The sequence below is a fragment of the Citrobacter sp. 172116965 genome (assembly GCF_013458095.1).
Classification (GTDB): Bacteria; Pseudomonadota; Gammaproteobacteria; order Enterobacterales; family Enterobacteriaceae; genus Citrobacter; species Citrobacter braakii.
This window is the reverse complement of sequence record NZ_CP046673.1, coordinates 889,672-915,427: the sequence shown is the minus strand read 5'-3', so window position 1 is coordinate 915,427 and position 25,756 is coordinate 889,672. Positions and strand designations below refer to the sequence as shown.

At 53.9% G+C, this 25,756-nt stretch carries 22 protein-coding genes; 5 read left to right on the top strand and 17 right to left on the bottom strand.

Annotation, left to right across the window (positions count from 1 at the left end; translation table 11 throughout):
* Positions 1 to 2: 2 nt before the first annotated feature.
* On the top strand, positions 3 to 1,388 hold the full coding sequence (gspE, locus tag GPJ68_RS04430) for a type II secretion system protein GspE (RefSeq protein ID WP_049269183.1): 1,386 nt from the start codon (positions 3 to 5) through the stop codon (positions 1,386 to 1,388).
* Positions 1,378 to 2,580 (top strand): protein transport protein HofC, encoded by a 1,203-nt coding sequence (gene hofC, locus GPJ68_RS04425; RefSeq protein ID WP_109017205.1) that lies wholly within the window; start codon positions 1,378 to 1,380, stop codon positions 2,578 to 2,580. The genes gspE and hofC overlap by 11 nt, the downstream gene beginning before the upstream one ends.
* A 55-nt stretch (positions 2,581 to 2,635) precedes the next feature.
* On the opposite strand, the gene GPJ68_RS04420 is transcribed toward hofC, so the two are convergent.
* A complete protein-coding gene (locus GPJ68_RS04420; protein WP_003829510.1) occupies positions 2,636 to 3,679 on the bottom strand; it encodes a GMP reductase in 1,044 nt (347 codons plus the stop codon).
* 225 nt (positions 3,680 to 3,904) lie between these two features.
* Between GPJ68_RS04420 and coaE the strand changes: the two genes are divergently transcribed.
* The 3 genes from coaE to yacG are packed head-to-tail and all read left to right on the top strand — an operon-like array spanning position 3,905 to position 5,472.
* The gene (gene coaE, locus GPJ68_RS04415) at positions 3,905 to 4,525 is read left to right on the top strand and encodes a dephospho-CoA kinase (RefSeq protein WP_046275369.1); all 621 of its coding nucleotides are present in this window, start codon (positions 3,905 to 3,907) and stop codon (positions 4,523 to 4,525) included.
* Positions 4,525 to 5,268, top strand: a complete 744-nt coding sequence (zapD, locus tag GPJ68_RS04410) for a cell division protein ZapD (protein ID WP_180837144.1) — start codon at positions 4,525 to 4,527, stop codon at positions 5,266 to 5,268. Before coaE ends, zapD begins: the two co-directional genes overlap by 1 nt.
* Before the next feature lie 9 nt (positions 5,269 to 5,277).
* Positions 5,278 to 5,472, top strand: coding sequence for a DNA gyrase inhibitor YacG (gene yacG, locus GPJ68_RS04405; RefSeq protein ID WP_016151704.1), 195 nt, complete (start codon positions 5,278 to 5,280; stop codon positions 5,470 to 5,472).
* An 88-nt stretch (positions 5,473 to 5,560) separates the two neighbouring features.
* On the opposite strand, the gene mutT is transcribed toward yacG, so the two are convergent.
* From mutT to ftsI, 16 genes are all read right to left on the bottom strand, one after another.
* Entirely contained in the window at positions 5,561 to 5,950 is a 390-nt protein-coding gene (gene mutT, locus GPJ68_RS04400) for an 8-oxo-dGTP diphosphatase MutT (RefSeq protein ID WP_046275370.1), read from the bottom strand.
* A gap of 56 nt (positions 5,951 to 6,006) precedes the next feature.
* Positions 6,007 to 8,712 carry a preprotein translocase subunit SecA gene (secA, locus tag GPJ68_RS04395; RefSeq protein ID WP_016151702.1) on the bottom strand — a complete coding sequence of 902 codons (2,706 nt, stop codon included), beginning with the start codon at positions 8,710 to 8,712 and terminating at the stop codon, positions 6,007 to 6,009.
* 60 nt (positions 8,713 to 8,772) lie between these two features.
* Positions 8,773 to 9,279 (bottom strand): secA translation cis-regulator SecM, encoded by a 507-nt coding sequence (gene secM / locus GPJ68_RS04390; RefSeq protein ID WP_029139762.1) that lies wholly within the window; start codon positions 9,277 to 9,279, stop codon positions 8,773 to 8,775.
* Between the two features lie 284 nt (positions 9,280 to 9,563).
* Complete coding sequence (gene lpxC, locus GPJ68_RS04385; protein WP_006686706.1) at positions 9,564 to 10,481, bottom strand: UDP-3-O-acyl-N-acetylglucosamine deacetylase; 918 nt, start codon at positions 10,479 to 10,481, stop codon at positions 9,564 to 9,566.
* Between the two features lie 100 nt (positions 10,482 to 10,581).
* Entirely contained in the window at positions 10,582 to 11,733 is a 1,152-nt protein-coding gene (gene ftsZ, locus GPJ68_RS04380; protein ID WP_003018753.1) for a cell division protein FtsZ, read from the bottom strand.
* Between the two features lie 186 nt (positions 11,734 to 11,919).
* Entirely contained in the window at positions 11,920 to 13,182 is a 1,263-nt protein-coding gene (gene ftsA, locus GPJ68_RS04375; RefSeq protein ID WP_003018755.1) for a cell division protein FtsA, read from the bottom strand.
* Positions 13,179 to 14,012 (bottom strand): cell division protein FtsQ, encoded by an 834-nt coding sequence (ftsQ, locus tag GPJ68_RS04370; protein WP_104651529.1) that lies wholly within the window; start codon positions 14,010 to 14,012, stop codon positions 13,179 to 13,181. Before ftsQ ends, ftsA begins: the two co-directional genes overlap by 4 nt.
* A gap of 1 nt (position 14,013) precedes the next feature.
* Positions 14,014 to 14,934 (bottom strand): D-alanine--D-alanine ligase, encoded by a 921-nt coding sequence (locus GPJ68_RS04365; protein WP_049269172.1) that lies wholly within the window; start codon positions 14,932 to 14,934, stop codon positions 14,014 to 14,016.
* On the bottom strand, positions 14,927 to 16,402 hold the full coding sequence (gene murC, locus GPJ68_RS04360) for a UDP-N-acetylmuramate--L-alanine ligase (RefSeq protein ID WP_016151698.1): 1,476 nt from the start codon (positions 16,400 to 16,402) through the stop codon (positions 14,927 to 14,929). The genes GPJ68_RS04365 and murC overlap by 8 nt, the downstream gene beginning before the upstream one ends.
* 51 nt (positions 16,403 to 16,453) lie before the next feature.
* Positions 16,454 to 17,521: an undecaprenyldiphospho-muramoylpentapeptide beta-N-acetylglucosaminyltransferase gene (gene murG, locus GPJ68_RS04355; RefSeq protein ID WP_104651530.1), complete on the bottom strand. Its 1,068-nt coding sequence runs from the start codon at positions 17,519 to 17,521 to the stop codon at positions 16,454 to 16,456.
* The gene (gene ftsW, locus GPJ68_RS04350; protein WP_016151696.1) at positions 17,518 to 18,762 is read right to left on the bottom strand and encodes a cell division protein FtsW; all 1,245 of its coding nucleotides are present in this window, start codon (positions 18,760 to 18,762) and stop codon (positions 17,518 to 17,520) included. The genes murG and ftsW overlap by 4 nt, the downstream gene beginning before the upstream one ends.
* On the bottom strand, positions 18,762 to 20,078 hold the full coding sequence (gene murD, locus GPJ68_RS04345; RefSeq protein ID WP_016151695.1) for a UDP-N-acetylmuramoyl-L-alanine--D-glutamate ligase: 1,317 nt from the start codon (positions 20,076 to 20,078) through the stop codon (positions 18,762 to 18,764). Before murD ends, ftsW begins: the two co-directional genes overlap by 1 nt.
* A 2-nt stretch (positions 20,079 to 20,080) precedes the next feature.
* On the bottom strand, positions 20,081 to 21,163 hold the full coding sequence (mraY, locus tag GPJ68_RS04340; RefSeq protein ID WP_016151694.1) for a phospho-N-acetylmuramoyl-pentapeptide-transferase: 1,083 nt from the start codon (positions 21,161 to 21,163) through the stop codon (positions 20,081 to 20,083).
* On the bottom strand, positions 21,157 to 22,515 hold the full coding sequence (gene murF / locus GPJ68_RS04335; RefSeq protein WP_104651531.1) for a UDP-N-acetylmuramoyl-tripeptide--D-alanyl-D-alanine ligase: 1,359 nt from the start codon (positions 22,513 to 22,515) through the stop codon (positions 21,157 to 21,159). Before murF ends, mraY begins: the two co-directional genes overlap by 7 nt.
* Positions 22,512 to 23,999, bottom strand: a complete 1,488-nt coding sequence (gene murE / locus GPJ68_RS04330) for a UDP-N-acetylmuramoyl-L-alanyl-D-glutamate--2,6-diaminopimelate ligase (RefSeq protein ID WP_016151692.1) — start codon at positions 23,997 to 23,999, stop codon at positions 22,512 to 22,514. Before murE ends, murF begins: the two co-directional genes overlap by 4 nt.
* Positions 23,986 to 25,752 carry a peptidoglycan glycosyltransferase FtsI gene (ftsI, locus tag GPJ68_RS04325; protein WP_016151691.1) on the bottom strand — a complete coding sequence of 589 codons (1,767 nt, stop codon included), beginning with the start codon at positions 25,750 to 25,752 and terminating at the stop codon, positions 23,986 to 23,988. The genes murE and ftsI overlap by 14 nt, the downstream gene beginning before the upstream one ends.
* Positions 25,753 to 25,756: the final 4 nt, after the last annotated feature.

Genomic DNA, 25,756 nt, shown 5'->3' with positions numbered 1-25,756 from the left:
AGATGAATACCACCCAACTTACGGCGCTGTGCCAACGTCATCAGGGAATATTACTGGATGCAGACAATGAAGTGGTGCACATCGCCGTCGTGGACGCTCCATCCCACGAATTGCTGGACGCACTGCATTTTGCCACCACCCGACGTATCGACATCGTCTGCTGGACGCGTCAACAAATGGAAGGCCACACGCATACGCCACAGAAAATGCTCCCGGCAGTGGTCACGAAAAGCAGCGCCAGCGCAGCAGATTTGCTGAATCAGACGTTTCAATCCGCGCTGGTGCAACGGGCTTCTGATATTCATTTTGAACCAGCGGAAAATCACTATCGAATCAGATTACGTGTGGATGGCGTACTGCATGCTTTACCGGACGTCACGACCGAGATGGGTATCGCCATCACTGCCAGACTAAAAGTTTTAGGCAGTCTGGATATTGCCGAGCACCGACTTGCGCAAGACGGCCAATTTACCGTTGAGATTTCAGGAGAGCCGGTCTCGTTTCGCATCGCCACCTTGCCCTGTCGCTTTGGCGAAAAAGTGGTGCTACGGCTACTGCATCAGGTCGATCAAGCGCTGGAAATCACCGCGCTGGGAATGCAGGACGCGCAGCTGGCAGCATTTTCACAAGCGTTGCAGCAGCCTCAGGGGCTGATTCTGGTCACCGGACCGACCGGAAGCGGTAAAACGGTCACGCTGTACAGTGCGCTGCAGACCCGAAACACTCCGGACGTTAACCTCTGTAGCGTGGAAGATCCAGTAGAGATCCCGATCGCAGGTCTTAACCAGACACAAATTCATCCACGTGCCGGTCTCACTTTTCAGGGAGTATTGCGCGCGCTGCTGCGCCAGGATCCCGACATTATCATGGTGGGTGAAATCCGTGATGGCGAAACGGCTGAAATAGCCCTTAAAGCCGCACAAACCGGTCATCTGGTTCTATCAACACTACATACCAATTCCACCACAGAAACACTAATACGCTTGCAGCAAATGGGGGTTGCACGCTGGATGATCGCCTCCGCGCTGACGCTCGTTATTGCGCAGCGGTTGGTGAGAAAATTGTGTCCCCATTGCCGACAACGCCTGGAAACGCCGATCATGCTCCCGGAAGCGATCTGGCCTACGCCACTGCCTCGTTGGCAGGCTCCGGGCTGCCAACATTGCTATCACGGATTTTATGGCCGTACGGCATTGTTTGAAGTTCTCCCCGTGACACCTGCATTGCGCCAGAGCATCGCCAACGGTACGTCCGTAGACGGAGTGGAATCGAATGCTCAGCAACTGGGGATGAGCACGCTTTTCGAAAATGGTTGCAAGGCCGTCGAACAAGGGTTAACAACATTTGAAGAGTTGGTACGCGTACTGGGCATGCCCCATGTCAGCTAAACTGCTTTGGCGCTGGCAAGGTATTAGCAACGAAGGTAATCCACTGGAAGGCGTACTTTGGGCCGATACCCGCCCCTCATTGATGCTTGCTCTCGAGCAACGGCATATCACGCCGCTGCGCATTAATCGTATGCGTGTCAAAGCCTCACACTGGAGCCGTGAAAAAAGCGCTGAAACCATACATCAACTGGCGACGTTGCTGAAAGCAGGGCTAACACTCTCGGCAAGTTTAGCTTTGCTGGCTGAACAGCATCCCAGCAGCCAATGGCAAGCGCTACTGCGTACGCTGGCTCACGATATGGAACAGGGTATTTCTCTCTCCACATCGCTATCTCAGTGGCAACACGTTTTTCCGCCTCTTTATCTGGCAATGATCCGTACCGGAGAGCTTACGGGTAAGCTGGACGACTGCTGCTTTGAACTCGCCCGCCAGCAGAAGAATCAACAGCAGCTGGCGGATAAAGTTAAAAAAGCCCTACGCTATCCGATATTCATCATCACGATGGCAGTGATGGTGGTATTCGCGATGCTGCAGTTTGTACTCCCTGAGTTTGCCGCCATTTACCAGACGTTTAACACCCCGCTACCAGTACTCACTCAGTGGATTATTGCCATCGCGCATTTTAGCAGCCAATGGGGATGGCTGGCGGGAGCATTCAGCCTGATAGCGGTTGCAGCATATCACCTGATGAAGCAGCAGCCATACTGGCTCACTCTGCGCCAGAAATTGCTGCTCGGCTTCCCGGTCATAGGGCCGATGGTGAGAGGGCAAAAACTCACGCAGATCTTCACTGTTCTGGCGTTAACGCAAAATGCAGGTATTCCTTTTCTGCAAGGTCTTGAGAGCGTCACTGAAACGCTGGCCAACCCTTTCTGGTCACAACGCTTAGCGCAGGTACATCACGACATCAGCGCCGGAAAACCGGTCTGGTTAGCGCTAAAAAATTGCGGTGAATTCAGCCCATTGTGCATACAGTTGGTCAGAACAGGTGAGGCTTCCGGCTCGCTGGATACAATGCTGCGTAATCTCGCCCATCACCACGGCGAGAAAACATTGTCTCAGGCAGAGAATCTGGCTGCGCTACTCGAGCCTGCGTTACTGGTCATTACGGGGCTGATAATCGGTACGCTGGTCGTTGCGATGTATTTGCCGATTTTTCATTTAGGAGATGCGATGAGCGGGGTGGGATAAATTCAAATGCCGGATGGCGCACTGCTTATCCGGCATGTCATAGTCCTACCTGTTCTTACAGGCTATTGAAAACGCGGTTTTCTTGTTCCTGTACACGAATAAACGTTGTACGTTTGGTCAGTTCTTTCAGGCGCGATGCACCGACATAGGTACAGGCAGAACGCAGGCCGCCAAGGATATCGCGTGCAGTGTTATCAACCGGGCCACGCAGAGGCAACTTAACTGTTTTACCTTCCGCGGCGCGGTATTGTGCAACACCACCAACGTGACGCGTCATGGCTGATTCAGAGCTCATGCCGTAGAACAGCATGAATTTCTCACCGTTCTCTTCAACAATTTTGCCGCCGCTTTCTTCATGACCGGCCAACATACCGCCGAGCATAACGAAGTCCGCGCCACCGCCAAACGCTTTTGCCACGTCACCCGGCATTGTGCAGCCGCCGTCACTGACAATCATGCCGCCCAGACCGTGAGCTGCATCGGCACATTCAATAACCGCAGAAAGCTGTGGGTAGCCAACGCCGGTTTTTACACGTGTGGTACATACAGAACCCGGGCCAATGCCGACTTTAACAATGTCCGCGCCGGAAAGTACCAGCTCTTCACACATTTCTCCAGTAACCACATTGCCCGCACAAATTGTTTTTGTCGGCCATGCTTCACGCGCTTTCGACACAAACTGAACAAAATGCTCTGAGTAGCCATTTGCCACATCAATGCAGATAAAGTTCAGCGCCGGGTTGAGCGCCAGAATCTGTTTGGTTTTTTCGAAATCTGCGTCAGAGGTGCCGGTTGAAACCATTACGTGTTTGAGCACATCAGCAGAGCTCTCTGCGATGAAAGCAGCCCAGTCTTCAACAGAATAGTGTTTGTGTACCGCAGTCAGGATGTCGAAGGATGCCAGCGCCGTTGCCATGGCAAACGTCCCGACAGTGTCCATGTTCGCGGCAATAATGGGTACGCCGGACCAGGTCTGACCTGAGTGCTTAAAGGTAAATTGACGTTCCAGCTCAACATCGGAACGGCTTTTGAGAGTAGAACGCTTAGGGCGGATAAGAACGTCTTTGAAACCTAACTTCAGATCTTCTTCGATACGCATGTGCGGATTCCTGGGGTTAATGGCGAAAAATCGAAACTCACAACTCCAGTGACGCTATCATACGCACTAATCAATGCCGCGCAAGACTGCGAAATTCTCTTTTTTTACGCTACAATCCCATAAATTTACCTGGCGAATAGTAGGTTAATCCTGCAGCAACCTCGCCGTCGCACGCTTAACTTTTAACTGTTTGATAATCAAACTTAAACTCCAGGATCTGCATCTATGAGGTATACGGTAGCCTTAACCGGTGGCATTGGCAGTGGTAAAAGTACCGTTGCAAATGCGTTCGCAGACCTCGGAATAAACGTCATTGATGCAGATATTATTGCGCGCCAGGTGGTTGAACCCGGTACCCCAGCCCTTAAGGCGATCGAAGAACATTTTGGTACCGAAGTTATAGCTACCGACGGATCGTTGCAGCGACGCATTTTACGCGAACGCATTTTTTCCAGTCCTGAGGAGAAAAGCTGGCTGAATGCCCTGCTCCATCCGCTTATTCAGCAGGAAACGCAGCGCCAGTTTCAGCAAGCAACCTCCCCTTATCTGTTGTGGGTTGTACCTTTGCTGGTGGAAAATTCGCTGTATAAAAAAGCCAACCGCGTACTCGTGGTGGATGTTACTCCCGAGACACAGCTCAGACGCACTATGCAGCGCGATGACGTCACGCGTGAGCATGTTGAACAAATTCTTGCTGCCCAGGCAACGCGCGAAGCGCGTCTGGCCGTGGCAGACGATGTTATTGATAATAATGGCGCACCGGAGGCCATCGCCTCGGATGTCGCCCGCCTGCACGCGCTCTATCTGCAATGCGCGTTGCAGTTTGTCTCACAGGAAAAACCGTAATGCACACCCAGGTCCTTTTTGAACACCCTCTCAATGAGAAGATGCGTACATGGCTGCGCATAGAGTTTTTAATCCAACAGCTCTCCGTTAATGTACCCATAGCGGACCATGCAGGCGCACTGCATTTTTTCCGCAACATCGGGGACTTACTGGATGTCTTTGAACGCGGCGAAGTCCGTACCGAACTCCTCAAAGAGCTGGAAAGACAACAGCGTAAACTCCAGGCCTGGGTTGAAGTTCCCGGCGTCGATCAAAACAAGATCGACGCATTGCGCCAGCAGTTAAAAAGCGCGGGCAGCATACTTATTTCGGCTCCGCGTATTGGACAGACGCTGCGCGAAGATCGTCTGATTGGCCTTGTACGTCAGCGTTTAAGCATTCCTGGCGGATGCTGCAGCTTCGATCTGCCGACCCTGCATATTTGGTTACATCTACCGCAGTCGCATCGCGACGCGCAGGTTGAAACCTGGCTTGCAAGTCTGAATCCGCTCAATCAGGCACTGTCGCTGGTGCTGGATTTAATTCGCAACTCTGCGCCATTCCGTAAGCAAACCAGCTTGAATGGTTTTTATCAGGACAACGGCGAAGATGCCGATCTGCTTCGCTTGCAGCTGCCGCTTGATTCGCAGCTTTATCCGCAAATTTCTGGTCATAAGAGCCGCTTTGCTATTCGCTTTATGCCGCTGGATAGCGAGAATGGCCAGGTGCCTGAGCGTCTCGATTTTGATCTGGCGTGCTGTTAAGGAGTCAACATGTCTGAACAAACCATCGTCAACTGCCCAACCTGCGGCAAACCCGTAGTGTGGGGTGAAGTCAGCCCGTTTCGCCCATTCTGCAGCAAGCGCTGCCAGTTAATCGATCTGGGTGAGTGGGCCGCAGAAGAGAAACGTATCCCAAGCTCTGGTGATCTGTCGGAAAACGACGACTGGAGTGAAGAGCAGAAGTAATTCAGCTAAAACGTAGGGCGGACAAGCGTAGCGACCCCGCCCTAATTTGCCGGATGGTGGGGTTGCCTAATCCGGCCTACGAACACCTTTATCCAGCAATCAGCTTTTCAATTACCGGCGCATTCGCAGGCGGAAAATCTTCTGCATTCAGAGCATCTTGCGCAATCCACTGCGCCGGTTGCCCCTCTTTCCCCCACGGTTCGCCTTCCCAGCTTTCAACCAGCCAGAACCACAGAGTGATATGCCGGTCCGGAAACTGGTACTCCAGCTTTTCGAACAGTGAGCTTTGAGTCGGCGTAATGCCTACTTCTTCCTGTAACTCGCGAATCAGCGCCTGCTCCGGCGTTTCGCCTGCTTCAATTTTCCCGCCGGGGAACTCCAGCTTATTTGCCATGTGGGCATCAGCCGCACGCTGGGTTATAAAAATTTCATGGTGCTGGTTGCGAATAATCCCGACGGCGATCTGCAGTATTTTCATCTTTATAGTCCATAAAAAAGGCGCAGAATTCTGCGCCTTTTCAGTAAGTTATTTTCTTAGCTCAGACGGCCATGGCACTGTTTGTACTTTTTCCCGGAACCGCAAGGACACGGATCGTTACGGCCCACTTTACGATCGCCAGTTTGTGCTGCCAGCTCTTCTGCCGCGGCAGAATCGTCACCTTTATGGCTCAACTGCTGCATCTGCGCTAAACGTTCAGCGTCTTCACGACGTTGCTGCTCCATCGCTTCTACTTCTTCAGGCATACGTACCTGAACTTTGCTCAGGGTGCTGATCACTTCGTACTTCAGTGATTCCAGCATTGATGCAAACATAGAGAAGGATTCACGCTTGTATTCCTGCTTCGGATCTTTTTGCGCATAACCACGCAGGTGGATACCCTGACGCAGGTAATCCATCGCCGCAAGGTGCTCTTTCCACAGAGAATCGAGAGTTTGCAGCATCACGCCTTTTTCGAAGTGACGCATCATCTCCGCGCCCACAACTTCTTCTTTACGCTGATAAACTTCGATGGCGTTTGCCAGAATACGTTCGCGCAGCGTTTCCTCATGCAGCTCAGGCTCTTTATCCAGCCACTCTGAAATAGGCATTTCCAGATCGAAGTCGTTTTTCAGACGTTCCTGCAGACCCGGGATATCCCACATTTCTTCCAGAGACTGCGGCGGAATATAGGCATCAATTGTCGCTTTGAAGACATCCTCACGGATGCTATTAATGGTTTCGCTAACGTCAGTTACGTCCAGCAGTTCGTTACGCTGGGTGTAGATTGCGCGACGCTGGTCATTGGCAACGTCATCATATTCCAGCAATTGCTTACGAATATCGAAGTTGCGGCTTTCTACTTTACGCTGCGCGTTTGCAATCGCTTTTGTCACCCACGGGTGTTCAATCGCTTCACCAGGCTTCATGCCCAGTTTACGCATCATGCCGGACACGCGGTCAGAAGCAAAAATACGCATCAGCGCATCTTCCATCGACAGATAGAAACGAGAAGACCCCGCATCCCCCTGACGACCAGAACGACCACGCAGCTGGTTATCTATACGACGAGATTCGTGACGCTCGGTACCGATAATATGTAAACCACCTGCTGCTAATACCGCATCATGGCGAACCTGCCACTCGGCTTTGATCTGCGCGATTTGTTCTGGAGTCGGGTCTTCCAGCTCGGCAATTTCCGCCTGCCAGCTACCACCCAGCACGATATCGGTACCACGACCTGCCATGTTTGTCGCGATAGTCACTGCGGACGGATAACCCGCCTGGGCGACTATTGCGGCTTCGTTGGCGTGGAACTTGGCGTTCAGAACGTTGTGTTTGATACCCGCCTTGTTCAGCTCGTTAGAAACCACTTCCGATTTTTCAATAGAGATAGTACCAACCAGCACCGGCTGGCCATTTGCGGTACGCTCTTTAATATCTTCAATGATCGCCTGAATTTTTTCCGCTTCAGTCATGTACACCAGATCCGGTAAATCCTTACGGATCATCGGGCGGTTGGTCGGCACAACAACGGTATCCAGTTTGTAAATGGAGCTGAATTCAAAGGCTTCAGTATCTGCTGTACCGGTCATACCGGCCAGTTTTTCGTACAAACGGAAGTAGTTCTGGAAGGTAATAGATGCCAGCGTCTGGTTCTCGTTTTGGATATCTACGCCTTCTTTGGCTTCAACAGCCTGGTGCAGACCATCGGACCAGCGGCGGCCCTGCATGGTACGACCGGTGTGTTCGTCAACGATGATAACTTCACCGTCTTTCACGATATAGTCAACGTCGCGGGTAAACAGCACGTGCGCGCGCAGTGCAGCAGTCACGTGGTGCATCAGCATAATGTTGCCCGGAGAGTACAGCGACTCGCCCTCATCCATAATGCCTTCGTTAACCAACAGCTCTTCAATCAGTACCAGACCACGTTCGGTCAGGTTGACCTGGCGCGCTTTCTCATCAACAGAGAAGTGGCCTTCTCCCTGGAACGTGTCGGAATCGTCCTTCTCCTGACGAATCAGGTGCGGGATGATTTTGTTCACTTTTTTATACATTTCCGAGCTGTCTTCAGCCGGACCGGAAATGATCAGCGGCGTACGCGCTTCATCGATCAGGATGGAGTCGACTTCATCGACCAGCGCATAGTGCAGTTTACGCTGAACGCGCTCTTCCGGGCTAAACGCCATGTTGTCGCGCAGGTAGTCAAAGCCGTATTCGTTGTTGGTACCGTAAGTAATATCGGCATTGTAGGCTTCACGCTTGGCTGGCGCAGGCAGGCCAGACATGTTGATACCCACGGTCATGCCGAGGAATTCAAACAACGGGCGGTTATTTTCGGCGTCACGCTGAGCCAGGTAGTCGTTCACGGTAACCACGTGTACACCTTTCCCGCTTAAGGCGTTGAGGTAGGCTGGCAGCGTTGCGGTCAGGGTTTTACCTTCACCGGTACGCATTTCCGCGATGCAGCGATCGTTAAGCACCATACCGCCCAGCAGCTGTACGTCGAAATGACGCATGCCGAACACACGCTTACTCGCTTCGCGGACCACCGCGAACGCTTCCGGGATCAGGCTTTCAACGCTGGCGCCTTTTTCCAGACGGGCGCGGAATTCAGCGGTCTTCGCTTTCAGTTCATCATCGGAGAGTTTTTCCATCTCCGGTTCCATTGCATTGATGACATTGACCACTTTACGCATACGACGCAGCGTACGCTCGTTACGGCTACCGAATACTTTTGTTAATAATTTGATTAGCATAATAAAATCTCAAACGCCCCGCGGTGCGGAGTCAAAAATTATAAGTTGGAAGGTTCTTTTTTAGCTGAGGCGTTGAGGGCCAGCGCGGATACCCTGCAGCTGGCTGATCCAGACCGGAACGCTAAATGCGGCCTGAGAGGTAAAATGGGCATATGTCACGCGACTCACGGTCGCGGGCGGTCTGCCTTCTTGCGTCAGCATCGCGCTGAGCGTATTCAGTAACGCAAGATGGTGCGCCTGGATTGGCAACGGCTCTTCGGCAACAGGCAGCGCCTGAGGAGCCATGGCAAAAGAAAGATGGCGAATGACCGTACGAATGGCATGCTGATGCCAGTAGTCAACGGTAAAATTCGGGCGGCGATTGGTCGCCTCCAGCAAAGCAAGCTGGCTAAAGTTAACTTTGGCAGATTGATCGTGATTGCTGGCGGTCGCCTTCGCGGGAGTATTAGGTTCAGCAGCATTACCGAGCGCAGGCAGGCCAAAACTAGCCGCGACCATCCCCAACAGGAGATGCGGCCAGAAGTACCGTCTGCCTAACTGTCGCCAACGCGTCAGTATTCCACTCACGTTATTGCCACCTGATATACCCTGCGTTTGGGGTTACAAATGCAAAACCATTTTTTTGCGCATAAATATTACCATTAAAGCGTACGCTCCACAGCAGTAATGACAGCAAGTCGCGGGTAAATATGCTTAAGAAAGCAGCGATCGAACGGTGTTTTAATCTGTCGGTGGGGAAAAGTCGATTCAGATAAGGTGGTTTTGCAATCGGAAGATAAAAAAACGACTGGCTCACCTGGCCGGAGAGAGTGCCAGATTTACCAGTCGAATTTATGCGACAGCGTATGTCGTTATGCCAGTACAGTCGAAGGTGCTTTGAACGCCAACGGCAGTTCTGCATCGTCCTGGAAGGTCACATATTCCCAAGCTTCCTGTTTTGCCAGGACTGCCTGCAATAGTTTGTTATTCAGTGCATGACCGGATTTATACGCGGTGAATGCACCAATAATGTTGTGACCACACATGAACAAGTCACCAATCGCGTCGAGCATTTTGTGACGAACGAATTCGTCTTCAAAACGCAGGCCGTCTTCGTTCAATACGCGATAATCGTCAACAACGATGGCACAATCGAAGCTGCCGCCCAGGCACAGGCCGCGGGACTGCAGATATTCGATATCACGCATGAAGCCGAAAGTACGCGCGCGGCTGATCTGGCGCATGAACGCATCCGCAGAGAAGTTCATCGCGTAGCGCTGCGTGCTGGAGTCGATCGCCGGATGGTTAAAGTCGATGGTGAAATCCAACGTAAAACCATTATACGGCTTAAACTCAGCCCACTTATCGCCATCTTCGACACGAACGGTCTCTTTGATGCGAACAAATTTTTTGGCGCTGCTCAGTTCTTCAATACCTGCATCAAGCAGCAGGTAAACGAACGGAGCGGCACTGCCATCCATAATCGGGATTTCCGGGGCATTAACTTCAATAACGATGTTATCGATACCTAAGCCCGCCAGAGCAGCATTAAGGTGCTCTACGGTTGAAATCCGCACATCATGCTCATTGACCAGACACGTACAGAGCATGGTATCACGCACAGATTTGGCATCGGCCGGGAAATCTACCGGAGGATTCAAGTCGGTGCGACGATAGATGACCCCGGTGTTGGCCGGCGCAGGGCGTAATGTCAGGGTGACTTTTTTGCCGGTATGCAAACCGACGCCAGTCGCCTGAACGATACGTTTAAGAGTCCTTTGTTTGATCATCGTATAATCTCGCCAAATTACCTATCCAACCGAAGTGTACTATACATTCGGTGGGCCAGTTTAGCACAAAGAGCCACAATTCCCAAATTCCAGCTAATTCTTAATCAGCTTGCTTACGCAGGAATGCAGGGATATCCAGATAATCCGGCTCTTTCGTGGTTTGCGGCGTATTGTCGTTAACCACTTTCGCTACCGGTTTCTGCTCTTGCGTCAACGGCGCCATACCGTGCTGCTGGTAACGATCCATTACCGGCTGCTGTACCTGTTTGTTGGTCACCAGAGTGATTTCAGGACGCTTGTCCATACCAATTCCAGTCGCAACAACGGTCACGCGCAGTTCGTCGTTCATATCCGGGTCCAGAGAGGTACCGATAACCACAGTCGCGTTATCCGATGCAAAGGCACGAATCGTGTTACCCACGGTTTCGAACTCATCCAGACGCAGGTCGAAGCCCGCAGTAATGTTAACCAGCACGCCGCGTGCGCCGGACAGATCGATATCTTCCAGCAGCGGAGAAGAGATAGCCATTTCAGCCGCTTCTTCTGCACGGTCTTCACCACTCGCCACGCCAGAACCCATCATCGCGTAGCCCATTTCGGACATCACGGTGCGTACGTCTGCAAAGTCGACGTTCATCAGGCCCGGACGAGTAATCAGTTCAGCGATACCCTGGACTGCGCCTTTCAGCACGTCGTTCGCTGCGCCAAATGCATCCAGCAGGGAGATACCACGGCCCAGTACTTTCAGCAGCTTGTCGTTCGGGATAGTGATCAGAGAGTCCACGTGTTTGGACAGCTCGGTGATACCCTGCTCCGCGAATGCCATACGCTTCTTGCCTTCAAAGTTGAAAGGCTTAGTCACGACAGCAACGGTCAGGATACCTAAATCTTTTGCGACTTCAGCTACCACTGGCGCTGCACCGGTACCGGTACCGCCGCCCATGCCAGCTGCGATAAACACCATGTCTGCGCCGTCAAGCGCTGCGCGCAGAGCTTCGCGATCTTCGTCTGCCGCATTACGACCGACTTCCGGGTTTGCACCCGCGCCCAGACCTTTGGTGATGCCGCTACCAATCTGAATGGTCTGTCCAACCGCCGTTTTACGCAACGCCTGAGCGTCGGTATTCACCGCGAAGAATTCAACACCTTCGATGCGCTCACGCACCATGTGTTCAACGGCATTACCGCCGCCGCCACCGACGCCGATGACTTTAATCACCGCGTCGTTGGTTAGTTCCATAGGTTCAAACATAGTTTCTCTCTCCGTTTTACACTTCATCCTTCAAGCCGCCTCTTTGTTGGCTGCCTTCACTCACTCCCGTGACATAGTAAACTATGCTCCAGGAGATTCGCTCAGTTGCCGCTGCGATGCAACTTGAATGACTTTGTGTAGTGCCTGTCGCCTGAGACCGTTAATTTGCGTCGGTCTCTTTAAAAATTAAAACTCTTTACGTAACCAGCTATTCAGTCGCTTGATCCACGATCCGACCGAGGCAGTTACGCGCTTTTCTACTTCAGCCTCACCACTTAAATGGGATTCTTTCCCGTAGTGCAGCAGCCCCACCGCCGTTGAATAATACGGCTCCTGGGCATAATCCGTCAGACCGGTAATATTCAGCGGTGCGCCAATACGTACTTGTGTATGGAACACGCGCTGTGCGCAGGCCGCAAGACCTTCAATTTGCGCAGCACCGCCGGTTAACACAATCCCCGCCGCCAGATGATGTTTCACACCCTGCTGGCGAAGCTGTTCTTGTAATTGCAAAATTTCTTCGTTGACCAGGTTGAGCAGCTCGGTATAACGCGGCTCAATGACCTCTGCCAGAGTCTGACGTTGCAGGCTACGCGGCGGACGACCACCAACGCTTGGCACTTCAACGCTCTCGTCTTTACCCACGATGGAACCCAGTGCGCAGCCATGACGCACTTTGATGGCTTCAGCATCGCTCGGCGGCGTACCAAAGGCATACGCGATATCGCTGGTCACGACATTCCCTGCATAAGGGATAACTTTAGTGTGGCGCAACGCCCCGCCAGTATAAACGGCGATGTCCATTGTACCACCACCAATATCCACCACGCAGACACCCAGTTCACGTTCATCTTCCGTCAATACGGAATAACTGGCTGCCAACCCGGCAAAAATCAGTTGGTCAACTTTCAGACCACAACGTTCAACGGCTTTGACAATATTCTTCGCCATGTCGTTGTGGCAGGTAATAAGATGGACTTTTGCCTGCATACGCACACCGGAAAGACCGACCGGATTTTTGATACCTTCCTGGTAGTCGATGGCGTATTCCTGCGGGATGACGTGCAGAACACGATGTTCATCGCGAACGCGTACGGATTTTGCCGTATGTACCACGTTTTCCACATCTTCCTGCGTCACTTCCTCTTCGGAAATGGGCACCATACCAATTTCATTCTGACAGCTAATATGTTTACCGGAAAGCGCCAGATACACTGAAGAGATCTGGCAATCTGCCATCAGTTCAGCCTGGTCAATGGCGCGCTGTACGCACTTCACCACTGACTCAAGGTCATTCACCCCGCCTTTATCCATACCTCGCGATGGGCAACTGCCCACGCCAATGATATTGACCATACCGTCGGGCAGAACTTCCCCTACTAAAGCGGCTACCTTCGCGGTGCCAATCTCCAGTCCAACTACCAGTTTTCTGTCCGTCGCCTTGATCATTGTTGTTCTGCCTGTGCCTGATTCTGTTGCTGATTAGATTCCTCAGGAGGCAAGGGAACCCAGCCTACTGCCGCCCCTGAGTCATAACGCAAATCAACGTAGCTAATCCGTTTGCCATCGGTTTGCGCCTGCTGCTGTAAAACCGGGTAGAGTTCCACAAAGCGAGCCAAACGTTTTATCGTATCGCCCCTGCCCAGATTCAGCTTAATATCGTTATTCAGCGTCAACTGCCAGGAACGACGAGCGGTCATTGCCGCTTCCTTCAGGGTGAATCTGTCCTTAGCCAGCACCTGCCCCATATCGCGGAACCCTTGCAGCACTTCACTTGCGCTGCCTTCCGGTCCGTACAACATAGGTAATACCTGCTTATTGGCCCGACCGGTTGGGACACTGAAGGTATTTCCTTCGGCATCCACCATATGTTGGTCATTCCAACGCGCTATTGGCACATATTCAACCAGATGAATCTTCAATTCATCAGGCCATTGCTTTCTAACGCTCGCCTGTTTGATCCAGGGGAGGCGTTCAATCTGGCTCTGGATGATGTTCACATCCTGAGTCATAAATGTTCCCGGAGCGCCCAGCGCCAGGATGGACTGACGGATATCATCATTGCGCGTGTAATGCCGTTCACCGGTTAACACCAGTTTTGACAATGGCAGGCGCTGCGCATCTTCCATCCATCCCAACACTACCCAGCCGCTGACAAACACGGTGCACAGCACTGTCAGCAGGAACAGTATTCCTGCAAGACGCGTTCCATTATTGCGGCGTGAGGAGTTTGCTTCTTCTTCATCACCGTTTCGCGTGTTCAGCGCAGCCTGCGACATATCAGTCCGCCAACTCCAGAATTCTTACCACCAACTGCGAGAAGCTCAGGCCCGCCTGACGCGCCGCCATCGGCACCAGGCTGTGGCTGGTCATACCCGGAGAGGTATTCGCTTCCAGCAGATAAAACTGGCCATCGCTGTCCAGCATGACGTCAATGCGACCCCAACCTTTACAGCCCAATGCAGTCCACGCTTTCAGGACTAATTCCTGTAAAAAGGCTTCTTGTTCGACTTCCAGACCAGCAGGGCAGAAATATTGTGTCTCATCAGAGAGATACTTCGCCTCATAATCATAGAAGGTTCCCGCGGGTTGGATACGTATTGACGGTAAAATTTCTTCGCCAAGTATCGCAACTGTAAATTCCGGGCCACTGAGCCATTTTTCAATCAGTACTTCTTCATCATGCTGAAAAGCCAATGCTAATGCACCCTGCAAAGCATTTTCTTCTTCAACTTTTGACATCCCTACGCTGGAACCTTCACGGCTTGGCTTTACAATCAGCGGCAAGCCTAACGCAGAAATTTTTGTAACTGCTTCATCGCTAAGACCTTTTTCGAACTCAGCGCGGGTCAGCGCAACCCATGGGGCGACGGGTAAACCTGCTCCCTGCCACAGCAGCTTGCTGCGCAGTTTGTCCATGGAAATCGCGGAAGCCATGACGCCGCTGCCGGTATACGGCAGGCCAATCAGCTCCAGCATGCCCTGCAATGTGCCATCTTCACCGCCACGACCATGCAGCGCAATAAACACCTTCTGAAACCCCATAGATTTCAGAAGAGTGACATCGACCTCTTTAGGGTCAACCGGATGGGCATCTACACCACCTTCGCGTAACCCTGCCAATACGGCCGCGCCTGAATTCAGCGATACTTCACGCTCAGCGGAGGTTCCCCCGAACAGGACCGCGATTTTATCAGCCATGTTGTTCTTCCTCCGGGTTTTGCGGCTTCAGTTTGATTTCAGCTAAGGAACGCGCGATTTTGCCGATATTTCCAGCGCCCTGCACCAAAATCAGATCGTTGCCGGTTAATACGGGTGCCAGCATTTCTGCCACCTGGGCCGGGTCGGACACCAGAATCGGATCGATCTTACCGCGGCCACGAATCGTACGGCACAACGAACGGCTGTCGGCACCCGGAATAGCGGCTTCGCCCGCGGCATACACATCCAGCATCAACAGCGCATCGACCTGGGTCAGCACGTTAGCAAAGTCGTCGTACAGATCGCGAGTACGCGTAAACCGGTGCGGCTGGAACAGCATCACCAGGTTTTTGTCCGGCCAGCCCGCGCGTGCGGCTTTAATCGTGGCGTCCACTTCCGTTGGGTGGTGGCCATAGTCATCAACCAGCATCGCGGTCCCGGCTTTACCGTTCACCGGCTCAAGCGGGAATTCGCCGAGGAAGTCAAAACGACGTCCGGTACCCTGGAAACTTTCCAGCGCGCGCAGAATAGCGTCGTCTTCAATACCTTCTTCCGTCGCGACCGCCACTGCCGCCGCCGCGTTCAGTGCATTGTGACGACCCGGCGCGTTTAACGTAACACGTAAATCGGCCATCCCCTGACGCACCAGCGTGAAGTGTCCTTGTGGACCAATCTGCTGGTAATCTTCAACGCGCACATCGGCATCATCACTGAAACCATAGGTTGTGGTTTGACGGCCAACTCGCGGTAACAGTTCGCGGATAACCGGATCGTCAACGCACATCACCGCACGACCATAAAACGGCAAGTTATGCAGGAAATTAATAAACGTCTGCTTTAAATTTTCGAAGTCGCCATGGTAGGTATCCATGTGGTCGGCTTCGATATTGGTGACAATCGCCACCATCGGCTGCAAATGCAGGAACGACGCGTCGCTCTCGTCCGCTTCGGCAATCAAATAACGGCTATGACCCAGGCGCGCATGCACGCCTGCGGCCTTCACCAGACCGCCGTTGACAAAAGTGGGATCCAGACCCGCTTCCGCGTAGATGCTGGAGACCATTGCCGTAGTCGTGGTTTTACCGTGCGTCCCGGCAATAGCAATACCGTGACGAAAACGCATTAACTCCGCCAGCATTTCAGCACGACGAATCACCGGAATACGTGCTTCATGCGCTGCAACAATTTCCGGGTTATCCGCAGAAATAGCGCTGGATACCACCACCACGCTCGCATCGCGCACGTTTTCCGGGCGATGGTTGAAGAAAATCGTGGCACCCAGATTCGTCAACTGCTGCGTCACAGGATTCGGCGCTAAGTCAGAACCGCTGATCTGATAACCTTCATTGGCCAAAACTTCGGCAATACCGCCCATACCAGCACCACCGATGCCGACAAAGTGAATGTGCCGAACGCGACGCATTTCGGGCACGATGGAACGCAGTTTTGCCAGTTGTTGTGTATTCATTCTTTAGCCATTAACTTCTAAGTTCATGCGATGCAAAAGGCATCACCACAATTACGCCCGGGCAGCCCGGCTCACCTCATTTGCAACGCGCTCTGTGGCATCCGGTATGGATGCGGCGCGCGCACGTTCTGCCATGGTTAATAACGTTTCTCGCGACCACCCGGCAAGGGTGCTGGCGACGGCATCCACAGTAAACTGCGGCTGCTCCAGAATTTTGGCAGCGCCCGCTTTCTCCAGCGGCAGCGCATTCCAATACTGCTGTCTGTCTTTGTGCTGGAATGGCACAAACAGCGCAGGCAAACCTGCGGCGGCAATCTCGCTCACCGTCAGCGCGCCTGAGCGACAAACAACGATATCAGCCCACGCGTAGGCCGCTGCCATATCATCAATAAACTCAGTGACCTTGTGCTGCGGTTGTCCCGCGTCGGCATACGCCTGTTCAACGGTCTGCTGCGCGCCTTTGCCGCTCTGATGCCAGATAGTCACCGCGTCGCCAAGCTTTGCGGCAACCTGCGGCATCGTCTGGTTCAGTACGCGTGCGCCCTGAGATCCCCCGACGACCAACACACGAACCGGACCTTCACGCCCGGCCAGACGCACTTTTGGCAACGGCAGCGCCAGCACGTCAGTGCGCACCGGGTTACCTACCACTTCCGCATTCGGGAAAGCACCAGGAAAAGCCTGCATCACCGTAGTGGCAATCTTCGCCAGCCATTTGTTAGTTAATCCCGCAATGCCGTTCTGCTCATGCAGTACAACCGGAATACCTAATGACCAGGCCGCCAGACCGCCAGGGCCAGACACGTAGCCGCCCATACCCAGCACCACATCGGGTTTAAACTGCTTCATGATGGCGCGCGCCTGACGCCAGGCATTAAAAATACGCACAGGTGCGGCAAGCAGCGCATTGACGCCTTTACCACGCAAACCGGAGATACGAATAAAGTCAATTTCAATGCCGTGTTTCGGCACTAAGTCCGCTTCCATACGATCGGCGGTGCCCAGCCAACGAACCTGCCAGCCCTGGGCCATTAAATGGTGCGCGACCGCCAACCCCGGGAACACATGCCCGCCGGTACCGCCCGCCATCACCATTAACCGCTTCGGTTGACCACTCATCGTGCACCTCGTGTAAACGCCTGGGCTTTTTCCAGACGCGTTTCATAATCAATACGTAACAAAAACATGATGGCCGTCGACATAATCAACAAACTTGAACCACCATAACTGATCAGCGGCAGCGTCAGACCTTTGGTTGGCAGCATACCCGCCGCCGCACCGACGTTTACCAGTGCCTGGAAGCTAAACCAGATCCCGATTGAGCAGGCTAAAAAGCCTGAAAAACGGTGGTCAATTTCCAACGCCTTACGGCCAATCGACATCGCGCGAAAAGCGACGAAGAATACCATTAAAAGTGCCAATACCACACCGATATAACCCAGCTCTTCCCCAATGATGGCGAAGATGAAGTCGGTGTGCGCTTCTGGTAAATACTCCAGTTTTTGGACTGAATTACCTAAGCCCTGCCCCCAAACCTCACCGCGACCAAAGGCCATCAGGGATTGCGTCAACTGGTAGCCACTGCCGAACGGATCTTCCCATGGGTTCCAGAAGGAGGTTACGCGGCGAATACGATACGGTTCGGCAAGGATCAGCAGCACAACTGCCGAAATACCCATGCCGATGATGGCAATGAACTGCCACAGTTTTGCTCCGGCGAGAAACAGCATCGCCAGGGTAGTGACAAACAGCACCACCACCGTACCAAGGTCAGGCTGTGCCAGCAGTAAAATAGCCAGCACCAGGATCACGCCCATCGGTTTTAAGAAACCGCGCAGGTTGTTACGCACTTCATCAACTTTACGCACCAGGTAGTTGGCGAGGTAACAGAACAGCGACAGCTTGGTAAATTCCGCAGGCTGAATACGCAGCGGCCCCAGCGCAATCCAGCGCGACGCCCCGTTAACGGAGCTACCCACCACCAGCACAATCAGCAGCATGATGATCGAGGCTATCAGCATCGTCGTACTGTACTTTTGCCAGAACTCCATCGGCAGACGCAGCGTCACCATCGCCAGGCAGAAGGCGAGGAAGATGTACAGTGCGTCACGCTTAGCAAACAGGAAAGGATCGCCCGCCAGGCGTTGCCCTACGGGCATCGATGCCGATGTCACCATCACAAAACCGATCGCTGCCAGACCAAAGGTCAACCACAGCAGCATGCGGTCATACATGATCAGGCTGTCCGCGTCTTTATCACGCGAAGCCATCACCCAGCCTTTAAGTGCCGCGAAGACCCACGCCAGGATACCCAGTCCCGGTAAGCGCGGCATTCTCAGACGAGGGAGAGATAAGCGCATCAACCCAACTCCTTCGCCAGGCGGGTAAAGACGTCACCGCGTTGCTCAAAGTTCTTGAACTGGTCGAGGCTGGCGCAGGCGGGCGACAACAGCACCATATCGCCCGACTTCACGCGCGGTGCGAGCAGACGCATTGCCTGCTCCATAGTTTCAGTTTGTTCCGTAACGTCAGGTCGCAGAGCGGCAAGCTGCGCGCCATCGCGACCAAAGCAGTACAGACGAATGTTATCGCCGGTCAGATATCGTTGCAGCGGCGTAAAGTCAGCGGATTTCCCGTCTCCCCCCAGCAACAGGTGCAACGTACCGTCAACGTGCAGGCCATTCAGCGCGGCTTCAGTGCTGCCGACGTTGGTGGCTTTAGAATCGTTAATCCAGCGCACGCCGTTGTGCTCAAGCACAGTCTGGAAACGGTGCGCCAGACCGGTAAACGTGGTCAGCGCTTTCAGGCTCGACGCCCGCGGCAGACCCGCAGCATCCGCCAGCGCCAGCGCAGCCAGGGCGTTGGTATAGTTATGCTGACCGGAAAGCGTCATCTCTTTCACGTTAAGAACTTTTTCACCCTTCACTCGCAGCCAGGTTTCGCCCTGCTGACGGTTCAGGTGATAGTCACCCATGTTGATGCCAAAGCTCACGCAACGCTCATCCGCCCCGCGAACCGGCATAGTCAGCGCATCATCAGCGTTGACCACACACACTTTCGCGTTTTCATAGACGCGCAGTTTGGCCGCACGGTACTGCTGCAAGCCAAACGGATATCTGTCCATATGGTCTTCGGTGACGTTCAAAATGGTAGCGGCTACGGCTTGTAAGCTGGAGGTCGTTTCCAGTTGGAAGCTCGACAGTTCCAGAACATACAGCTCACGTTCGTCATCCAGCAGCATCAGCGCGGGCAGGCCAATATTACCGCCAACCCCCACGTTCACACCGGCCGCTTTCGCCATCTCACCTACCAGCGTAGTGACTGTGCTTTTCCCGTTGGAACCGGTGATCGCGACGATCGGTGCCTGTGCTTCGCGACAGAACAGCTCAATGTCGCCGACAATTTCAATTCCCGCATCGGCGGCAGCGCTCAACGAAGGATGCGCCAGGGCAATACCAGGGCTGGCGACAATAAGATCAGCGGCCAGCAGCCAGTCATCATTCAGGCTGCCAACATGACGCTCAACCGCTTCCGGTAATTTGTCCAGGCCCGGCGGCGTCGCGCGGGTATCCATTACGCGCGGCGTCACGCCACGCGCCAGGAAGAAATCCACGCAGGACAGCCCGGTCAAACCCAGACCGATAATGACGACTTTTTTACCCTGGTAATCAGCCATGATTAACGTACCTTCAGCGTTGCCAGGCCAATCAGCACCAGCATCAGCGAAATAATCCAGAAGCGCACAATTACGCGCGGTTCCGGCCAGCCTTTCAGTTCATAGTGATGATGGATCGGCGCCATACGGAAGATGCGCTGTCCGCGCAGCTTAAAGGAGCCAACCTGCAAAATGACCGACAGTGTTTCTACGACGAATACACCGCCCATGATCACCAGCAGGAACTCCTGACGCAGGAGCACGGCAATAATGCCCAGCGCGCCGCCCAGCGCCAGCGATCCGACGTCGCCCATGAAGACCTGCGCCGGATAGGTGTTAAACCACAAGAAGCCTAACCCCGCACCGACAATTGCCGTACAGACGATCACCAATTCGCCGGCATGACGTAAATAGGGAATATGCAGATAGTTGGCGAAGTTCATGTTACCGGTCGCCCACGCTACCAACGCAAAACCTGCGGCCACAAACACGGTCGGCATAATCGCCAGACCATCCAGACCATCGGTGAGGTTGACCGCGTTGCCAGTACCCACAATCACGAAGTACGCCAGCAGCACGTAGAACAGCCCCAACTGCGGCATCACGTCTTTAAAGAACGGCACCACCAGCTCAGTGGCCGGGGTATCTTTACCAGCCAGATACAGGGCAAAGGCCACGCCCAGCGCAATCACCGACATCCAGAAGTATTTCCAGCGCGCGATCAGGCCCTTGGTGTCTTTGCGTACCACTTTGCGGTAGTCATCGACAAAACCGATAATGCCGTAACCGACCAATACCACCAGCACGCACCATACGTACGGATTCGACGGGTATGCCCACAGCAGTACGGAGATAACAATCGCGGTGAGGATCATAATCCCGCCCATAGTCGGCGTACCGCGTTTACTGAAGTGTGATTCCGGACCGTCGTTACGCACGACCTGTCCAAAGGACATTTTTTGCAAGCGGGCGATCATGCGCGGGCCCATCCACAAAGAGATGAACAGCGCGGTCAGCAGGCTGACGATGGCGCGAAACGTCAGATAGGAAAAGACGTTAAAGCCGGAATAATATTTGACCAAATGTTCGGCCAGCCAAACTAACATGTCCCATTCTCCTGTAATGCGCGTACTACCTCTTCCATGGCGGCACTACGTGAACCCTTCACTAAAATCGTCATAATCTGATGTTCTGCAATCAGCGCCTTAAGATGCGCGGTCAACGCGGTTTTATCCGTAAAATGCTCACCCACACCGCTGGCATGGCTAATTGCCTGACTCAGTTTCCCTGTACTCAGCACACGGTCGATACCTGCAGCCTTCGCAGCTTCACCCACCTGTACGTGACATGCTTCGCTTTCCGCACCAAGCTCTGCCATATCGCCAACGACCAGCACGCGGTAGCCCGGCATTTCGGACAGCACGTTTACCGCTGCGGTCATTGACCCGACATTTGCGTTATAGGAGTCATCCAGCAGTAGCTGATTTTCTGCCAGTTGAATCGGGAACAGACGCCCCGGTACCGCATGCAGCTCCTTCAGACCCGCTTTAATCGCTTCGTGCGTCGCGCCTACCGCCATAGAGAGCGCAGCCGCCGCCAGGGCGTTAGCAATGTTGTGACGACCCGGCAGCGGCAGCAGAACATCAATGCTTCCGGTTGGCGTTTGCAGAGAAAACTCTGTGCCGTGTGAAGTCACATGAACATTGGCCGCCGAAAAGTCGCTGTTGGCCGCATTCGGGGAGAAGCGCCAGACTTTACGATCGCCGATAATGCTCTGCCAGTTCAGCCAGTCGTTATTGTCGGCATTCATAATGGCGATTCCGTTCGCTGGCAGGCCGGTAAAAATCTCACCTTTTGCCTTCGCAACGCCCGCCAGTGAACCAAAGCCTTCCAGATGCGCGGCCGCCAGGTTATTCACCAGCGCCGCTTCCGGACGCGTCAGGCCAACGGTCCAGGCGATTTCGCCCTGATGATTAGCGCCAAGCTCAATCACGGCATAGTCGTAATCGTTGTTTAAGCGCAACAGCGTCATCGGTACGCCGATGTCGTTATTCAGGTTGCCCGCGGTATATAAGGTGTTGCCACACTGACTCAGAATGGATGCGGTCATCTCTTTGACGGACGTTTTACCGGAAGAGCCGGTCAGCGCGACAACGCGCGCCGGAACCTGGGCGCGTACCCATGCCGCCAGTTCACCAAACGCCAGACGTGTATCTTTAACAATCAGTTGCGGCAGGTTGGTGTCCAGCGGACGGCTGACCAGCAGCGCACCCGCCCCGCTCTCTTGCGCCTTGTCTGCGAAATCGTGGGCATCAAAGCGTTCGCCTTTCAGCGCGACAAACAGGCAGCCCGGCGTAACTTTACGCGTATCGGTTGTCACCGCATCAAGAGTCAGATCGGCTCCTTTCAGTTCGCCACGGAGGATCTCCGCCAGTTGGCTGAGCGTTACGCTAATCATGCGATTACTCCCAGCAGACGCGCTGCCGTGACGCGGTCAGAATAGTCGAGGCGCTGCGAGCCAACGATCTGGTAGTCTTCGTGACCTTTCCCGGCCACCAGCACCACATCGTTTTCTTTCGCCTGCATAATGGCGTTTGTCACAGCCTCTGCGCGACCTTCCATCACTTTCGCCTGTCCGGCATCCAGCATACCCGCCAGAATGTCGTTAATAATGGCGCGCGGCTCTTCGGTACGTGGGTTGTCATCGGTCACCACGACAACATCAGCAAACTGCTCGGCAATCGCGCCCATCAACGGACGTTTACCTTTGTCGCGATCGCCGCCGCAGCCAAAGACGCACCACAGTTTGCCAGTACAGTGCAGACGTGCCGCCTGCAGCGCTTTTTCCAGCGCATCTGGCGTATGGGCATAATCAACCACAACGGTGGTTTTACCCGGCGCGCTGAACACTTCCATGCGCCCACAAACTGGCTGTAATTGTGTCGCCGTTTTCAGTAAATCAGCTAACGGATATCCCAACGCCAGCAGCGTTGCCAGCGCCAACAGCAGATTGCTGACGTTAAACGCGCCCATCAGGCGACTTTCAATTTCGCCGTCACCCCATGAGGAGGTAAAACGAATCGTTGCCCCGCTGTCATGATAATTCACGTCAATCGCCTTTAACCAACGACCGTGACAGTTCGGGTTGATGTGGTCTTCCATCGATACGGCAACCGCATCCGGAAGTTTGGCCAACCAGCGACGACCGACTTCATCATCCGCATTAACGATGGCCTGGCCGCAATGGTGCGTGGAATACAGCAGCCATTTCGCGGCTTCGTAATGTTCCATGTCGCCGTGGTAATCAAGATGGTCACGGCTTAAGTTAGTAAATACTGATGCGGCAAACTTCAGCGCCGCCACGCGATGCTGAACCAGACCGTGTGAAGACACTTCCATTGCGCCAACCGTTGCGCCTTGTGCAACCAGCCCTGCCAGCACATGCTGGACATCAACGGCTGAACCGGTGGTATTTTCCGTCGGGATCACTTTGCCCAGCAGGCCATTGCCGACTGTTCCCATCACCGCGCTGGTTTCGCCAAGCAGTTGGCTCCACTGTGCCAGCAATTGGGTGGTGGTGGTTTTACCGTTGGTCCCGGTCACGCCGACCAGTCGCATTTTTTCAGAAGGCTCGTGGTAAAAGCGGCCCGCCAGTGCAGATAAACGTTCGTTAAGCTGACTGAGATAGATAACTGGAACGCCGTGCATTTCACGGATTTCACCGTCAGTAGCTTCATCTTTTGCTTCTGCAATAATGGCAGCCACACCTTGCGCTATCGCCTGCGGGATATACCGACGCCCGTCCGCCTGATGACCCAATACTGCGACAAAGAGATCGCCCGATGCAGCCATACGGCTGTCGAGCGTCATCTCCCGCAGCGCTCGCTCCGGTGCACCCGGCACCCATGGAGCAAGAAGGTCGCGCAAATTACGATCTGCCACCTGTTGCCTCGCCTTGATTATTCACAAATTCATTTTTATCGCCCGTTGTCAGCGCATCCGGCTCGATGTTCATGGTGCGCAGTACGCCGCCCATGATGGCACCAAAGACCGGCGCGGAAACGGCGCCACCGTAGTATTTACCCGCCTGCGGATCGTTGATAACAACAACCAGCGCGAAGCGCGGCTGACTCGCAGGCGCAACGCCTGCGGTATAAGCAATGTATTTGTTGATGTAGCGGCCATCCGGCCCTACTTTCTTCGCCGTACCGGTTTTAATGGCGATACGATAGCCTTTAATCGCCGCCTTCACGCCGCCGCCGCCGGGCAGCGCCACGCTTTCCATCATGTGCACTACGGTACGCACGGTTGATTCCGGGAAGATACGCTCGCCCGGAACAGGAGGGTCAACCTTGGTGATCGACAGTGGCCGATAAACGCCATAGCTGCCGATCGTTGCATAGACTCGCGCTAACTGTAACGGCGTTACCATTAGCCCATAGCCGAAAGAGAAGGTGGCCCTCTCTATGTCAGACCACCGTTGTTTTTGAGGATATAAGCCACTGCGTTCTCCGACCAACCCCAAATTGGTCGCTTTTCCCAGCCCAAAACGTGAGTAAGTGTCTACTAACGCTGAGGACGGCATCGCTAACGCCAGCTTGGAAACACCGACGTTACTCGACTTCTGCAAAACCCCGGTGAGGGTCAATTCGCTATAACGCGCCACGTCTTTAATTTCGTGGCCATTAATTCGGTAAGGGATAGTGTTAAGTACGGTATTTTCGCGAACCACGCCACGCTGCAGCGCCGTCATCACCACCATCGGTTTGACGGTGGAACCCGGTTCAAACACGTCGGTAATCGTACGGTTACGCATCGCATCCTTCGGCGTACCGGTGAGATTGTTCGGGTTGTAGGACGGGCTGTTGGCCATCGCCAGCACTTCACCGGTGTTCACATCCACCAGTACCGCACTGCCTGACTCCGCCTTGTTAAACGCCACGGCGTTATTCAGTTCGCGGTAGACCAGCGCCTGTAAACGCTCATCGATACTTAGCGCAAGGTTATGCGCCGCCTGGCTGTCGGTAGAGGAAATATCCTCAATGACGCGGCCATAACGGTCTTTACGTACAATACGTTCGCCCGGTTGCCCGGTGAGCCATTTGTCGAAGCTCTTCTCAACGCCTTCAATCCCCTGGCTGTCGACGTTAGTAAAGCCGATAAGGTGAGCGGTCACTTCTCCGGAAGGATAGTAACGGCGGGATTCTTCGCGCAGGTGAATGCCTGGCAGCTTCAGTTTTTTGATGTAGTCAGCCATGTCAGGGTTTACCTGACGCGCCAGATAGATAAAGCGCCCTTTCGGGTTGGCGTTAATGCGGGAAGCCAGTTGATCGAGCGGGAGATTCAGCGCGGTCGACAGCGCTCTCCAGCGTTCACCAACGCTTACGCCGCCTGCGTCATGCACCTCTTTTGGGTCGGCCCAAATCGCCTTAACCGGAACGCTCACCGCCAGCGGACGACCTGAACGGTCGGTAATCATCCCGCGCGATGTGGACACTTCCTGTACGCGCAGAGAGCGCATATCGCCCTGACGCACCAGCATGTCCGGCGCGATGATTTGCAGCCAGGCAACGCGCCCCAGCAGAAAACCCAGTGCCAGCAAAATACAGCCGCACAGTAACGCAAAACGCCAACTGATAAAGTTGGCTTGTTCTTCCTGGCGTTTTGGCTTGTGCGTTTTTGCCGCTGCTTTCATGCGT